A 15,042-nucleotide genomic window follows, 5' to 3' on the forward strand; every position below is an offset into this window, starting at 1 on the left:
CAGTGGTTTTATTAAATCACATTTTGCGGCGGTGTGTGCAAGAAAGTATTTCTATCTGCCTATTCTCATGCCGCCCCATAACAAGAGCCCCGGCGAGTTCTGCCTCGCCGGGGCTCTTTGCGGGATATGTCATCGGACAAGCCAATCTGCCTAACCCGCACGTATCTTCTGCTGGCTTACATCAGGGATATCGCCAGCACCATGAACGCAATAAGCGCAATAGCTCCTGCCGCGATTAAAGTGATGGTCTTCAGCAGCTGGTTCTCCTCTGACTGGATGCCGCATAAGGATGCGCCGAGCATGACCCTGGACGGGCATGCCATAGTAGAATGGGATGAGCTTGCATTTTGAGAGTAGGCAATAAGGTCTGCAGGCAGTCCCGCCTGTCCCGCGGTCTGGATCTGCAGCTTGATGAACATCGCATTGGAGCCGGTGTTGCTGCCGGTCAGGAAACCGCCAATCCCGCCAATAAGCGGTGAAACAAGCAGGAAGCTGCTCCCGAACAGCGCGCCCGCCGCGCCTGCCAGCAGTGCCGTCATCCCCGCCTCCGCCATGACCTCCGACATGCTGACAAAGGCGGCTGTCGATATCGTGAACGGCACCCACTGCTTCAGTGTTTTCCTCAGACAGTTCAGGAAGACACCGCCGTTAATACGGAAGACTAGCACGGTGAACAAGCAGGTGACAAGCAGCCAGAAGCCCGGAGAATACAGGAGCGCCATCGAGAAGGAATACGCCGGCAGTCTGATCACCGCGTGCGACTCAAGGAATTCCTTGAACGGCGTCCACAGCCGCGATATGAAAATCAGCACGGTCAATGCCACATAGGGGCTGACCGCCTTCAGCACGCCCATGGCCGCCCCCTGACCCTCACCAGCTGCGGACATTTCGGCTGCGGCTTTCCCGGTTTTCGCTCCTACTCCAGGCACCATCATGACTGATATGCCGATGGCAAGCGTCAGGAGGGAACTAAGCACCCCTGCAAGCTCCACGCTGACATATTGGTTAAGCAGCAGCATGGATGCCGCAAAGACAGCCGCATACAGAAGCACTTCCTTCCACCTTCTCTTCAATGCTGCGCGTCCCCCCGCAATTCCAACGGCTGCAGCCATGAAGTACAAGAAGACTGGAATGCTTAGCAGGGCCGTTCCGGCGCCAAGCTTATGAAGCGAGATGCCCCCCAGCCCCGCCCCGATAACCGTTCCCGTCGCAAGTGCTCCCCACGGAACCGCAAGCAGACTGACAAGCCCCAGCAGCGCTGACCTCATGGGACTGAAGCCGAGTGACAGGAAGATCGGCGCCACCATCATGAAGGCAATGCCGAACCCGCTTGTGGATTCGATAAGCGGTGAGAGACCCGCCGTAATGAGCAGCGCTTGATTGCTGTGATCCCTGGTCACCTGCGAAATGTAGGAGGCTATAGTCTGAATACCGCCCACACTGTTCATCAGGTGAAACAGCAGGATGCCGAAGAACAGCACATAGGCCGCCACGAAGGCGGTTAAGGAGCCTTGCACGGAGGCATGTACCAGCCGGTCAGGCCTAATATGGTAGTACGGATACAAGGCTGTAATCGCAACCGCCGCGAGCAGCGACAGCACACCAACCCGCAGAGACGACAGCTTGAAGAAGAACAGCAGGATAAAGATCAGGATGATGGGAAGCAAAGCTATAACAACTGACATAATCGCTCTCCTGTTTACAATCATGGTGCGCCCTCACCCCGGCAGCAGGGTGAAGGCGCTATTTTTCACACTTACATTCAGCAGTAAACCGTGTGCAGGGCAGCCTGGGCGCTCGCCATCAACGAGAAGAACATCCGGTCAGGCGGCGTCGAGACATAGTGCAAGCCATGGGGAGCGGCATGTCTGGACAGCCACTGTACCGACTCCCAGGAGCCGGCCACTTCCCCGCCGAGGCCCATCAGATAATCACGCTTATTCCCGCGCTGCAGAATGACCGTCCGTTTCAGTGTCTGGACAATGGCTTTGCCGACGATCTGTTCATTGAGGTGCTGGAAGGGGCTCGCGCTCATAATATTCAGCTTGATATATTCCGGAATAATGGAGGCGGCCGAGTCTGCCCGATTCATGTTCAGACAGGCTGCTGTGAAGTCGTTACCACCGAACAGCACGCCGCTTACCTGCACCCTGTCACCCGAAAGATCCAGAATATCCTCTGCCAGATGGTAGGAGCCCGAGGTCTCGATCATCACCGAAATCCCACGCGCCACCGCCTGAGCGTCATACCGGGCCACTACTTTTTCGAAGGTCGTTATAAACATGTCTACTTCCTGAGGGAATGTGACCATCGACAGCAGAACCTGAACCTGCACAGGAACACCTTCATTATATGCCCTCATGGCCGCCTGAATGACACCCTCACACCACAGCTCGCATATGTCCTCCCGCTGCACCGTCACGCGCACGCCTCTGCAGCCATGATACGTTTCGGATTCGCCGGCCAGAACCTGAACGCGGTCAGCGACAGCTTTGTCATTCAGGCCATACTTGGCAGAGAATTTCGCACTATCGAACGTCTTGTGGAAAATCATATTATAAGGCATGCACAGCAGTCTCACTACAGCAACCGCGCCAGTCCCTACCTTAAACACGTCATAGACCATATCTGTAAACCTTGCAAGATAGCTGTCCTTGTACCCGGCATAACCCGGTCCGATTACACCCTCTCCAAGAAACACAATACGCATCAAATCAATGTCGTCCGCCTGGTTCCACATCCGCTCATCCCGCAGCAAACCAAGCCCGTACTCGCTCTCTTTGAAGTCAATATGGATATGACCATCCACTACCGCAATATCACTGGCAAACAGCTTGGTCAGCGCCATTGTCTTAGCTGCGTGCGCTGTCGAGAATACCTTTAAAGCAGCTATCTCCCTCGCTTTATTCTTCAGCAGCTGAAAGCCTTGAAACTCATGAGATGACGCCACAGTCGTCAGAAATCCCCTATTATTCTGATAAATTGCAGTGGACGTCAGCTGATGCTTCGCCGCCGCCGGGCCATGTGTATCTAACGACTCCAGGTAACACTCGGCCAGCAGGTCATACAGGCTGAAAATATCCGACGGCCTCGCTTCCAATTCTCCCTTGAAGATCAACCCGCTGCTTCCGCTCATGGAAACCCGGTCGCCTTCTTGAAGCTCTGCGCCCGGAAAAACAAGTGAATGCATAGGACGCTCTACCGTTAATTCACTGCCGTCTTCAAACCGGAAGGTGCGTGGTTGCAGAACATCTGACCGGCGGTATTCACAGCCTACTGCAATCAGGGTCGGTACGCCTTCACAGCTCGCCTGAACCGGGCAGAAGGTTGTCCGGCCCTTCTGGCTGGTGAAGAAGCCTCGGGAAGCTTTCAGCACATGGAAGTCTTCAAGATTCCCATTCTCCCGGGAATAGATAATCGGGACTGAGGTGCCGCGTCTGTCCGCTTCCGCCAGCAGCAGCTCGCCTAGATCTCTATCGAGGACCAGCTGGCCAGAAACATCGCCCGGCAAAATGCTTTCCCCGGTGCCAACAGCCTTCTCCTGATCAACATGAACAAAGCTTGCGGACAGCAGATTCGTCAAATCTTCTTCCTTCATGTGCATTAATACATCCTCGGGAGACTTGGTCCGCCGGGCCAATTGGTCAAGCTCAGTCAAGAAAGGGGTCTTCTCATTCAACTTAAGCATGCGTCATCTCTCCTTGTTTGGAATGTCCATATACCGCTGTCCCGTATTCCGGGCAGCCCGTGCGCTTGCTGAATGCTTCCATAACCGCTCTCGTAAAATCCCCCACTTTTCCGTTAGATACAGGCATGTTGTTAATCCGCACGACACCAACAATCTCTGCATGCGTACCTGTCAGAAACACTTCATCCGCATGAATGAGCTCGTACGGTGTAATATCCCTCTCTTCCACCTCCACGTTCATCTCGCGTGCAATTTCCAATACATTCTGCCTCGTTATCCCTGATAAGATGGCGTTCGAGGCTCCGGGGGTCAACAGCTTGCCCCTGGTCCAGATAAACACGTTGCAAATCGTCGATTCCGAAATAAAACCCCGGGCATCCAGCATGATGGCATCGTCAGCCTGATAATCAGCCGCTTCGATTTTGGCCATAATGCTGTTCATATAATTCAGCGACTTAATCTCATGCGTGGTTGCATCGACGGGATCCCTGCGGGTCGGTACAATCGCTGCAGAGATACCGCCCTCCTTCCTGCCGGACCCATGCACATTCGGCAAATTCTCCACGATAATGATCAGACCCGGCTTCTTGCAGCCTCTTGGATCAGGTCCAATCGGCCCCACTCCTCTTGTCACGATCAGACGGATGTACGCATCCATCAGCTCATTCCTCGCAAGTGTTTCGGTTACGAACCCGCCGATCTGCTCTTTCGTGTAAGGCAGCTCGATCCGGAGGCTCTTCGCGGAACGCAGCAGGCGGTCCAGGTGCTCTTCCAGCTGGAAGACATAACCCGAATAGCATCGTAGTCCTTCATAGATTCCGTCACCATACAGCAGACCGTGATCATATACGTTGACCACCGCTTCCTCCCTGCTCTTGAACTCACCATCGACAAAGATTACTGTACTCACTACTTTCCCTCCTATCCCTTATCTATGAAAATCCACTAGAGTGGATTTGCCTTCATAGTATTTGAATATTTTTACATAGTCAAGAATATAATTACAATTTTATGTCATAAAAGGATTATCCCTACCCCATTCCATTCTCTGCCTTTATGGCAAAAAAAAGAGCACAAACCTGATCAGATCAGGTTTGCGCCCTTCCTCGTACCTCTGTAAATCCATGGTCTGTTAAGCCTGTTATCCCGCGAGCTGCACCGCACGCTGAGCGTTGACAATACCAGCGCCGTAATAGGAATCATAGCCGGATGCTCCAGCATCCGTGGCCGATTGTCTAAGCAGTGCTTCCACCCGGTCAGGTGTCAACGACGAGTTAGCCGCGAGCATCAGGGCCGCAACACCTGCCACATGAGGGGCAGCCATCGACGTGCCGGAGAGCGATCTGTAGGAGTTGGACAGATAAGTGCTGTAGATAGCTCCGCCTGGGGCTGTTACATCAAGCGTTGAACCGTAGTTCGAGAAGCTGCTGCGCGTCAGACTGCTGTCGATAGAACCAACCGAAATCGTACCTGCGCAGTTAGCAGGCGAACCGACGGCTGTATTGGAATTGCCGGATGCGACGACAACGACTGCGCCCTTCCCGCGGACATAGTTAATGGCGTCCTGGTAAGCACTGGAGCAGGAAGAAGCACTGCCAAGGCTCAGGTTCAGCACGTCCGCACCGCGGTCAGCCGCATAACGCATACCCGATACAATGTTCATTGATGTGCCGCTGCCGCTGGCATTCAGTACCTTGATAGGCATGATCTTCGCGCCGGATGCCACGCCTGCGATGCCGATCCGGTTGTTGCCGATACCAGCGGCAATACCTGCGACATGTGTTCCGTGTCCTTGGTCATCATTCGCATCTGAGTCTCTGTTAACGAAATCATAGCCAGCAACAATGCTGCCTGCAAGGTCAGAGTGGGTTCTGGCTACGCCAGTATCGACTACCGCAATCGTAACACCCGAAAGTGCGGAAGGGCTGACAAGATCCATAGCCAGCGGTGCCTTAATCGCACTTAACCCCCATTGGCTGGAGACATACGGATCGTTGTAGGATACCGCAATTTGAGCTGGCAGATCAGCTGGTTCAGCAGCCTCCATCTCCGTCTCTTCCAGCGTATAGATATAGTTTGGTTCAGCATACTCAACGTTCGGGTTAGCATTCAGCCGCGCGAGTGCCTTCTCCATCTGAGCGGCATTCTTAAGCTTCATGTAGGTAAGGCCAAGCTGTGCTTCGGTTTCCGTCTTGGCAACCTCCATCGTGCTCATCAGAGCTTCGGCCTTAAGCGATTTGCTCTTCATCTTCACGATGATGCCGCCTGCTTCATATGGCATGGTGAACTTCTGCTTCGCTGCAGCCCTGCTTGCCTCATCCGCAGCCGAGGCTTGAACTGAAAACACCGACAACCATACCATCATACCGGACAGCAGCATTCCCATGGACTTCTTCTTCATTAACTCCCACTCCTTCTCATATTCATTGTTAGGGACAGGGCCGACACACCATAGATACTGTTCAGGCTCGTCTCATGCTCTCTACTTAGCAACCACCCCCACCTTCAATATCTTCCTTATCACGTAATAATACCTGTCATGTTGTTGAGTAAATTCTAGCACACAACTGAATAGTTGGCTAGCATTTTTTAGTAAATCATCTAATTTATAACTTTAGTCTCATTCTTATATAACATGTCCATTACACAGCAAGTGACTTATACGTCGACTCCTGTCAATTACTGCCTCTTCTTCATTAGAAATATAATCATAATACCGTATAGTCCAGCTGCCAAGCAGCGCAAATAAAAGGACCGGAACAGGGTCCCCTCCCCGGCCGGTCCGAAATCTGCACTGGTGATAATTATGCAGCCCTTCATTAGTCAACTATATGGGCAGGATTAGTCTGCACGAACGCTGTTATGCCTCTCCTGAAACTGGGCGATCTTCTCGTATTCCTCAGCCAGCAGGCGGGGAAGACGGATAAAGCTCGGCAGCAGCTCCCGGTAAATACTTGTGGCTGCCTCATCGGGACGGTGGGTGTGAATCGAGCCAACCATGTGCTTCACATCCTCCAGCGAGCCGATCTCGCCTCTGCCGTACAAGCCGAGCACCACTGCACCAAGGCAGGAGCTTTCGAAGCTCTCCGGAATCGTCACTTCCTGATCGAAGATGTCCGCCAGCATCTGTCTCCAGAATACCGAGCGCGCAAAGCCGCCTGTCGCCTGGATCCGGTTTGGCCTGCCGATCAGTTCTTCCAGCGCGAGCAGCACACTGTACAGGTTCATAATAACCCCCTCCAATACAGAACGGATCATATGCTCCTTCTTGTGATGCATGCCAAGGCCGAAGAAGGACCCCCTGGCATTCGGATCCCACAGCGGGGCCCGCTCCCCGGCCAGATAAGGATGGAACAGAAGACCGCTTGCCCCAGGCGGCACCTGTGCGGCAATATCGGTCAGCATATCATAAGGGTCGCGACCGAGCCGCCTTGCCGTCTCTACCTCTGCACCAGCCAATTCGTCCCGCAGCCAGCGGAAGATCATACCCCCGTTATTAACCGGCCCGCCGATGACCCAGTGTTTGTCCGTTAGGGCATAGCAGAAAATCCGGCCCTTCGGGTCCGTTACCGGTTTATTAGTCACAGCACGAATTGCTCCGCTCGTCCCGATTGTTACCGCCACTGTTCCCGGCTCAATCGCGTTAACCCCCAGGTTAGACAGCACTCCGTCGCTTGCGCCCACGATAAACGGGGTATCCGCCGGCAATCCTGTCACCTTCGCGTATTCCTCGTTTAACCCGCTCACACTATGTGTTGTCGGAACGGGCTCAGACAGCTGATCCCGGCTGATGCCGATCAGATCCAGCACGTCCTGGTCCCAGTCCAGCCTGCTGAGATTGAACAGCCCTGTTGCCGAGGCAATTGAATAATCAATGACATATTGATTAAACAGGCGGAAGAAAACATATTCCTTAATCGATATGCATTTCACACCCGGCTGGAAGAGCTCCGCCTGCTCCGCCTTGAGCCATACCAGCTTGGACAGCGGCGACATCGGATGAATCGGCGTGCCTGTGCGCTGGTAAATCCCATGACCGTCCAGCTCATGCTTGATTTTCTCCGTATATTCGGCACTCCGGTTATCCGCCCACGTAATCGACTGAGTAAGCGGTGTGCCCTCGCCGTCCACCACGATTAAGCTGTGCATCGCAGAACTGAAGGAGACGAAGCTTACCTGCTCGCCTGGTATATCGGCCTTTACCATACACTGCCTGATTGCCATAAGCACAGCCTCGAAGATTTCATCAGGGTCCTGCTCCGCCGCTCCCGGCATTGGCGTATATAGCGGATATTCCACACCAAATCGGCTGACCGCCTGTCCGTCTCTGCTGAAGAGTACGGCCTTGGTGCTCGTCGTTCCAATATCAACACCTATCATATAATGGGTCATGTAGAGCCTCCTGCTTCTAACGTTCTAAACTCCTGCCTCTATATTATTGTACATGAAGAGGATGCGGGAAAGGCAAGGACTTGCCTCTTACGCACCCTCTGAATCTTAGTTATGTGATGAATATGCCCAATACGAGCGCAACGCCAAGGCCGACAAGACCGATAAGCGTTTCCATGACGGTCCATGACTTGAGCGTGTCTTTGACGTTCATGCCGAAATAACGGCCGACGAGCCAGAAACCCGAGTCATTGACATGTGACAATACAGTTGCGCCGGATGCAATCGCAATAACAATCAAACCAAGAACCGGGCCTTCCAGCCCCAGAATGCCGACCAGCGGTGAAATCAGGCCGGCTGCTGTGACCATGGATACCGTGGCTGAACCTTGTGCCACCCTTACGGCGGCCGCAATCAGAAAGGCCAGCAGGATCGGCGGAAGAGACGAACCCGCCATCATGTTCCCGATCACATCGCCCACGCCCGAATCAATCAGAATCTGCTTGAACACACCGCCCGCTCCCGTTACCAGGATAATGATACCCGCTGGCTCAAGGCCCTTGTTCGCAATATCTTGAACCTCTTGACGAGAATAACCCCTTCTTGTCCCGAGGAAGATAAAGGTCAGAATCGTAGCGATCGTCAGTGCAACAAATGGATGACCCAGGAAGGTCAGAATCTGTCTTGTCAGGTTATCCTCTTCAAGAAGCACACCCGATACCGTATTGAGCAAAATAAGCACCAGCGGAATCATGATGATGCTGGTTACCATCTTGAAGCTCGGCAGTTCCTTGTCGTACTCCACATCTTCCAGGTTCATGTAAGCCGGAACCACGACATGGAGCTTCTTCGAGATATAACGGGCAAACAGCGGACCTGCTATGATCATCGCCGGGATACCGGCAATTGCACCGAAAAGAATGACCCAGCCGAGGTCAACTCCAATTAACTCAGCTACCGCAATGGGTCCCGGTGTCGGCGGAATGAAGCTGTGAGTGACGGCAAGGCCCGCAAGCAGCGGAATACCGTAATACAGCAGCGACTTGCCGGTCTTCTTAGCCAATCCATAGACAATCGGAACAAGAATAATGAAGCCTACATCAAAGAATACCGGAATGGCAACCAGGAAACCGGTTACCCCGAGCGACCACTGCGCCTTATCCTGTCCGAATTTCTTGATCATCGTCTGGGCCAGCCGCTCAGCACCACCCGAGACCTCCAGCATCTGGCCGAACATAGCACCAAGACCGACAACAACCGCGACGAAGCCCAGTGTGCCGCCCATCCCGCTCTGCATGGATTTGACCACCTCATTCAGCGGCATGCCCGCTGCGATGCCGACGATCAGGCTGACCAGCAGCAGCGCCACGAAAGCATGCAGCTTGGTGCGGATGACTAGGAATAACAGCAGGAAAATACCCGCCATAGCAATTAATATCAACATTTGATCAGACATTCGGGTTCCCACCCTTTCCTTATTGTATTAAACCTTTACTCACTCTTCTCAACCGCATGGCCGCCGAACTCATTGCGCAGAGCCGCAACAACCTTGCCGGTGAATGTATCCTCCTGCAGGGAGCGGTACCGCATCAAGAGGGACATCGTGATTACAGGCGCCGCTGTCTGCAGGTCAAGCGCCGTCTCCACCGTCCATTTGCCCTCACCCGAGGAGTGCATAACACCCTTGATTTGTTCAAGCTTGGCGTCCTTGGAAAAGGCATTCTCCGTTAGCTCCATCAGCCAGGAACGGATGACCGAGCCATTGTTCCATACTTTCGCCACTTTCTCGTAGTCATATGCAAACGGACTCTTCTCCAGGATCTCGAAGCCTTCGGCGATCGCCTGCATCATGCCGTACTCGATGCCGTTGTGCACCATCTTCAGAAAATGGCCGCTGCCTGCCTCGCCGGCATAGAGATAGCCATCCTCGACCGTCAGGTCCTTGAAGACACGTTCGATGGATTTGAACGCTTCCATATCGCCACCGACCATTACACAGGCACCATTGCGGGCGCCATCCACGCCGCCGCTTGTTCCGCAGTCAAAGAAGTAAACACCCTTCTCGCGGCACTGTTCGCTGCGGGCAATGGACTGCTTGTAATGCGAGTTGCCTCCATCGATCACTCGGTCGCCTTCCTCCAGCAACGGTAGCAGCTCCCGAAACACCGCCTCGATTATTTCGCCTGCCGGAACCATCAACCATACCGTTCTCGGACGGTCAAGCTGGCTGACCAAATCTGCCAGGGAAGCAGCCGGACGGGCTCCTTCCGTCGAAATTTTTTCCACAGCTTCACTGTTTACATCATAAGCCGTCACTTCATATTCATGGTCCATCAGGTTCAGCGTAAGCTGATAGCCCATTTTCCCTAAGCCAATTACACCGATCTCCATAGGATTATTCTCACTTTCGAATAAATTTTCTTGCTAGGTTCATTATACGAAAAAATTTTCTTTTTGCAATCGGTTACAAAAAAATATTTTTCCCCTGATGAAAAAAGCGTATAATAATAAGTACGAACCCTTGACTGAGGAGGTCAGTCTCATGAACAATCCCAAGCCATGCTTGCTCAGCGTCCGGACGAATTATCCGAAGTTCAGTGTAACGGAACGGAAAATCGCCGATTATATTCTGCAGAATCCGACCAAGATCATACATTCCTCTATTAATCAGCTGGCCGAGGATCTGAAGGTGGCGGATTCTACCGTCTTCCGCTTCTGTCAGCGGATTGGCTATAAAGGCTACCAGGCCATGAAGATTGCACTCGCTTCAGAGGTTGTAGCTCCCGTCAAGGATATCCATGAAGCGGTGGAGGAAGACGACAGCCTGGATACAATCGCTTCCAAGGTGTTCCGCGCCAACATGAAGACGATCGAAGATACGCTGACCGTCTTCGACGAAGCCCGGCTGCAGCAAGCCGTCGATATGATCACCGGTTCAAGATCGGTGCATTTCTTCGGCAGCGGCGGCTCCAGCGTGATTGCGCTGGATGCTTATCACAAGCTGATCCGTACCGGGCTGAATGTATCCGCCGTAACGGACACGCACTTCCAGCTCATGGCCGCATCCCAGCTGACAGAAGCGGACTGCGCTGTGCTTATTTCGCATTCCGGGTCCTCCAAGGATATTCTGCACATTCTGAATATTGTTAAATCCAGCGGCGTGAAGACGATTGCCATCACCAATCATGCCAAATCGCCGCTCAGCGCGGCCGTGGACACCCCACTCTACACCGTCTCCAGCGAGACTGAGTACCGGTCGGAGGCATTGTCCTCGCGGATTGCCCAGCTGTCCATTATTGATGTGCTCTACGTCAACATTCTGATCAAGCTGGGACCCGAAGGGCAGAAGTCCTTGAAGAAGATGCGCGAAGCGATTACGGTGAAGCGGATATGACAGGAATATGAAGAGCGGCTGCTTGGTTTGGTGAGGCGAGGATCGGGCTCGAGCGTTCAGGAAGTCGGTTTCGTGCCAAGAGGACCGGGCATGAGGCGTTAAAACCTGCGATTGTGCAGGCTTTTGCGGTGCAATTATTCAAGTTGGGTTAAATACCGGCGATAGTGCAGGAATTTCGATGGTTCGGAGTCCTTCAGACAAACTGTCAGAGGAAATAGATGCAGATTCGCAGGCTTTTACTATTAGCAGCTCTCTAGCTATGCAAAGCCTGCAGATTCGCAGGAATTTATTGTTGCGTAATACGACCAAACGAAGCAAAAAGCATCTGAAGAGCAGCTCCTGCTCCTTTTCAGACGCTTTTTTTTCGATCCGCGCTTATTTCGCTCTCAGTCTATGATACAGCATGTACTTGCTCACCGGTTCACTACCCAAATCTATGCTGTACAGCTCCTCAAGCGCTTCAACGTCTTTGAGCATATGCCCGGTCTTTGCTGCCCCCAGGGGAGCCGCTTCAGCCCGCTTCTCTAGTTCCGCCTGTGTCCGTGTCTGCCGCCCCGCTTCTCCGGGCAAACCAGGTCTCCGCTTTTCTGCTCAGGACGAACGATGCCGCGATGAAGAGCGCCACATACAGCAGCCGGAACGGATTCTCCACATAAGCGCCGACATCATGGCCGACGAAGGATACCGAGAACACCATAATGCCCTTGCCGAACAGCAGCGCAATGATATAGGAACGCGCACGCATGCGCGCAAGCCCCGCCACGACGTTAATGATGACGAACGGCCCAACGGGAAAGATGCTGAACAGGAAGACGTAATTGAATCCGTTGCGGCGGACCCATTCCATACCCTTCTGTACCTTCGGCTTGCGAGACCAGCGTACCAGATAAGGGTGGCTGCTGAATCTGCGCACGATATAGTAAGTTACAACACAGCCGCTGACCATGCCGATCCAGGAGTACAGGAATCCCAGCCACAGTCCGTACACAGCGGCATTCACGCCCACGATCACAATGGTCGGCAGCGGCGGCACGAATGATTTCATGAAGGTCAGAAGGATGCCGGGCAGCGGCCCAAGTGACCTAAACTGCTCGAGCAGTTCCTTAAGCTGTTCCTCTGTAAAATAAGACATTATGCCTGACAAAATCATGCTTCCGCTCTCCTCCGTCCTTCGGGCCTGCCTTCATCGGCTGCCCCATTACAGCATATCACAGACGCTTCAACCCGTAGGAGGGAGAAATCATGAACGTGCTGCCTGTCAGGCGGTAAATTCGGCGGTCGGCTTCGGATACAGAACACCCTCTGTATCCCGGATTTCCACTCTGCGCGGGTAGGAGATATGCACACCGTTGCTCTTCAGCTCCTCGACCAGCATCTGACGGATGACCTTGCAGGCCGTAAAGTAGTGGACATCCTTCACAAGTGCGACCACCGTATATTTGACACCGAGTGCATTATTCTCAACATCGGTTACACCGTAGAGCTGCGGAGGCTCGATCACTTCCCCCTTGTCATCCAGCAAGAAGAGGTGTCTCATGGCAAGCACCATCTGGTTGGCGACTGAATAGACGGCCTTCTCCACATCTGCCGGGTCTGTCTCATAAGGAACCGACACATTCACGATCGCTCTCATCTTGTCACGGTTATAGTTCTGGCTGATTCGAATCTCTGAATTCTGAATGACGACTACGTGCTGCGCCCAGGTTCTGATTTTGGTTGCCCGCAGTCCGACAGACACAACCGTGCCGTTAATCTCCCCGTTGTTGATCGTGACGTAATCCCCGACCGAGAACTGATCCTCAAAAATTATGAAGAAGCCTGTGATCAAGTCCTTCACCAGCGTCTGCGCCCCGAAGCCCACTGCAAGCCCGATGACGCCTGCCCCAGCGATAATCGGCCCCACTTCCACTCCCATATTACTCAGACACATCAGGAAAGCAACAATCACGAATACATATCTGGTCAGCGACAGCAGCAGGGATTCCAGTGTATTGCGCTGTTTTACTTCCAGACGGGTAATAATGAATATCCGCGATATCACGATTTTCCTCACCTTAAGAGCCAGCCACGTCAGCACAACAATCAAGGTCATGACCAGCAGCTTATCCCCTACCGCAATAACATGCTTCTGTAGAAAATCCCATGTACCTTCGTTCAACCATGAAAACACCCGCTCACTTCCTTCCAGGAATCCAATTCAACAGTCCTGCACAACCGTCAATAAGTTTATCTTATAAAGGTAACACAAGGGTCTTGTACTCCTCAAAGAAATTCTTGGCGGAAACGGCACAAAAGACGGCTCCAGGTCATCATAACCTGAAGCCGTCCGGCTTGGCGGGTAGAAGAAACACAGATCAGCTTAGACACAGTGCCTAATAAAACCACAGGATCATGCTGATCACCTTATTTACAATATAAAACTTGGCTGCCATTACCGAAGCGATAACTGCTGCGCCGATGCCCAGTATCAGACCCCGTTTACGGGACTTATTCATAGCCACTCCTCCCTTATAAGCAGGCCATTATCTATTCAATGCTAGTCCTCAAAAGACAGATTCACAGGCTCTTCCCTCAGCTCGCCCTTGTAATCGATGTTCGTGGTGGGAACATCCTTGCCGACCTCTTCGAACTTGAGCTCATCAATCCAGACGGTTCCGCTGCCTGACAGCAGCACCCCAAAGGAAATAGCCGCGCTGCTTGCCGGGACGTCGAGTACGATGGAATACTGATTCCACTCTTGATCCCCGGTCACCGGGCGGTCGCTCATATTATCGAACTGCAGGACATCGCCGAGCGAGTCGTCCACCCGCATCCAGAAGCCGCAAAAGCCGTTGACCGCTTTCGCTTTCAGGAAGCCCGACAGCTTCAGCCGCTTGCCCGCGTATTTGTCCGCCTTGAACTGCTGCATCATCGTGGCAAATTCGCCCTCGGACTGCACCGTTACCGACTTCAGGAAGCCGGATGCATTTCCCTTATGAAATACCTCTCTGTCCACACCCATCTTGTAATTAGCCGGATGGCTCCCGCTCATATTCCAACCCTTTAATACCTGTTCCTGATTCATTCCTGTTTCCTCCCTTTGCATCGTTAGTTTGCCGATAATTCTGCGGTACTGTCCGGGCGGCAGCCGGTAGTACTTCTTGAACGAGCGAGTGAACGATTCCTGTGACTCGAACCGGTAGTAGAACGCGATGTCCAGGATCTTCTCATCCGTGTACAGCAGCATGTTCGCGGCATTAGCGATCCGCCGGTACCGGATATATTCCGAAGCGGTAACGCCAACCTCCTTGTGGAAGACACGGTGATAGTGAAACTTGGAGAAGCCCGCGAACTGAGCTACGCTTTCCAGCGTTAACTCCTCATGCAGATTCTTCTCTATGTACTCAATTGATCGCTGGATAATGGGGCTGCAGCTCATGCCCGTTCACCTCCTTGCCTTAACAATATCAGAATCAGCGCCGGCAGTTTTGACCAATCTTGCTTTGTTTGAACTCCCTTTTCACCATCTGGTAAAAATTAATTTTGTTCGGACAGTAAAAAAAGACTGCCGCAATGACGATAAATGATATTA

The 15,042-nt window shown here is 52.9% G+C and carries 12 protein-coding genes; 1 reads left to right on the top strand and 11 read right to left on the bottom strand.

Features of this window, described 5'->3' with window-relative positions; genetic code table 11:
• Positions 1 to 176: 176 nt before the first annotated feature.
• The 7 genes from DNH61_RS06095 to gnd all read right to left on the bottom strand — a co-directional run bounded on the left by DNH61_RS06095 (position 177) and on the right by gnd (position 10,468).
• The gene (locus DNH61_RS06095) at positions 177 to 1,685 is read right to left on the bottom strand and encodes an L-lactate permease (protein WP_111145776.1); all 1,509 of its coding nucleotides are present in this window, start codon (positions 1,683 to 1,685) and stop codon (positions 177 to 179) included.
• A gap of 77 nt (positions 1,686 to 1,762) precedes the next feature.
• The gene (locus DNH61_RS06100; RefSeq protein WP_111145777.1) at positions 1,763 to 3,688 is read right to left on the bottom strand and encodes a putative PEP-binding protein; all 1,926 of its coding nucleotides are present in this window, start codon (positions 3,686 to 3,688) and stop codon (positions 1,763 to 1,765) included.
• The gene (gene ilvE / locus DNH61_RS06105) at positions 3,681 to 4,598 is read right to left on the bottom strand and encodes a branched-chain-amino-acid transaminase (protein WP_220036924.1); all 918 of its coding nucleotides are present in this window, start codon (positions 4,596 to 4,598) and stop codon (positions 3,681 to 3,683) included. The genes DNH61_RS06100 and ilvE overlap by 8 nt, the downstream gene beginning before the upstream one ends.
• A 231-nt stretch (positions 4,599 to 4,829) precedes the next feature.
• On the bottom strand, positions 4,830 to 6,089 hold the full coding sequence (locus tag DNH61_RS06110) for a peptidase S8 (RefSeq protein ID WP_111145779.1): 1,260 nt from the start codon (positions 6,087 to 6,089) through the stop codon (positions 4,830 to 4,832).
• 440 nt (positions 6,090 to 6,529) lie between these two features.
• Positions 6,530 to 8,080 (bottom strand): gluconokinase, encoded by a 1,551-nt coding sequence (gene gntK, locus DNH61_RS06115; RefSeq protein ID WP_111145780.1) that lies wholly within the window; start codon positions 8,078 to 8,080, stop codon positions 6,530 to 6,532.
• A 109-nt stretch (positions 8,081 to 8,189) separates the two neighbouring features.
• Positions 8,190 to 9,533, bottom strand: a complete 1,344-nt coding sequence (locus DNH61_RS06120; protein ID WP_111145781.1) for a GntP family permease — start codon at positions 9,531 to 9,533, stop codon at positions 8,190 to 8,192.
• Positions 9,534 to 9,568: 35 nt separating this feature from the next.
• Positions 9,569 to 10,468 (bottom strand): phosphogluconate dehydrogenase (NAD(+)-dependent, decarboxylating), encoded by a 900-nt coding sequence (gnd, locus tag DNH61_RS06125; RefSeq protein ID WP_111145782.1) that lies wholly within the window; start codon positions 10,466 to 10,468, stop codon positions 9,569 to 9,571.
• 151 nt (positions 10,469 to 10,619) lie between these two features.
• Here gnd and DNH61_RS06130 point away from each other — a divergent pair, with 151 nt between their 5' ends.
• Positions 10,620 to 11,471 carry a MurR/RpiR family transcriptional regulator gene (locus DNH61_RS06130; RefSeq protein ID WP_111145783.1) on the top strand — a complete coding sequence of 284 codons (852 nt, stop codon included), beginning with the start codon at positions 10,620 to 10,622 and terminating at the stop codon, positions 11,469 to 11,471.
• Between the two features lie 511 nt (positions 11,472 to 11,982).
• Here DNH61_RS06130 and DNH61_RS06135 read toward each other — a convergent pair.
• From DNH61_RS06135 to DNH61_RS06145, 4 genes are all read right to left on the bottom strand, one after another.
• Positions 11,983 to 12,621, bottom strand: coding sequence for a TVP38/TMEM64 family protein (locus DNH61_RS06135; RefSeq protein WP_111145784.1), 639 nt, complete (start codon positions 12,619 to 12,621; stop codon positions 11,983 to 11,985).
• 108 nt (positions 12,622 to 12,729) lie between these two features.
• Positions 12,730 to 13,641: a mechanosensitive ion channel family protein gene (locus tag DNH61_RS06140; RefSeq protein ID WP_245947967.1), complete on the bottom strand. Its 912-nt coding sequence runs from the start codon at positions 13,639 to 13,641 to the stop codon at positions 12,730 to 12,732.
• 202 nt (positions 13,642 to 13,843) lie between these two features.
• Positions 13,844 to 13,966, bottom strand: coding sequence for a hypothetical protein (locus DNH61_RS26960; protein ID WP_281272371.1), 123 nt, complete (start codon positions 13,964 to 13,966; stop codon positions 13,844 to 13,846).
• 41 nt (positions 13,967 to 14,007) lie between these two features.
• On the bottom strand, positions 14,008 to 14,889 hold the full coding sequence (locus tag DNH61_RS06145) for a helix-turn-helix transcriptional regulator (RefSeq protein ID WP_111145785.1): 882 nt from the start codon (positions 14,887 to 14,889) through the stop codon (positions 14,008 to 14,010).
• Positions 14,890 to 15,042: the final 153 nt, after the last annotated feature.

It is taken from the genome of Paenibacillus sambharensis, assembly GCF_003233845.1.
GTDB classification, from domain to species: Bacteria; Bacillota; Bacilli; order Paenibacillales; family Paenibacillaceae; genus Paenibacillus_I; species Paenibacillus_I sambharensis.

What these genes read in the sequence shown, in the direction of transcription:
- DNH61_RS06130 (WP_111145783.1), top strand. Translation starts at nt 10,620, where the DNA reads ATGAACAATCCCAAGCCATGCTTGCTCAGCGTCCGGACGAATTATCCG.
- gnd (WP_111145782.1), bottom strand. Translation starts at nt 10,468, where the DNA reads ATGGAGATCGGTGTAATTGGCTTAGGGAAAATGGGCTATCAGCTTACG.
- DNH61_RS06120 (WP_111145781.1), bottom strand. Translation starts at nt 9,533, where the DNA reads ATGTCTGATCAAATGTTGATATTAATTGCTATGGCGGGTATTTTCCTG.
- DNH61_RS06100 (WP_111145777.1), bottom strand. Translation starts at nt 3,688, where the DNA reads ATGCTTAAGTTGAATGAGAAGACCCCTTTCTTGACTGAGCTTGACCAA.
- gntK (WP_111145780.1), bottom strand. Translation starts at nt 8,080, where the DNA reads ATGACCCATTATATGATAGGTGTTGATATTGGAACGACGAGCACCAAG.
- DNH61_RS06095 (WP_111145776.1), bottom strand. Translation starts at nt 1,685, where the DNA reads ATGTCAGTTGTTATAGCTTTGCTTCCCATCATCCTGATCTTTATCCTG.
- DNH61_RS26960 (WP_281272371.1), bottom strand. Translation starts at nt 13,966, where the DNA reads ATGAATAAGTCCCGTAAACGGGGTCTGATACTGGGCATCGGCGCAGCA.
- DNH61_RS06135 (WP_111145784.1), bottom strand. Translation starts at nt 12,621, where the DNA reads ATGATTTTGTCAGGCATAATGTCTTATTTTACAGAGGAACAGCTTAAG.
- DNH61_RS06145 (WP_111145785.1), bottom strand. Translation starts at nt 14,889, where the DNA reads ATGAGCTGCAGCCCCATTATCCAGCGATCAATTGAGTACATAGAGAAG.
- DNH61_RS06110 (WP_111145779.1), bottom strand. Translation starts at nt 6,089, where the DNA reads ATGAAGAAGAAGTCCATGGGAATGCTGCTGTCCGGTATGATGGTATGG.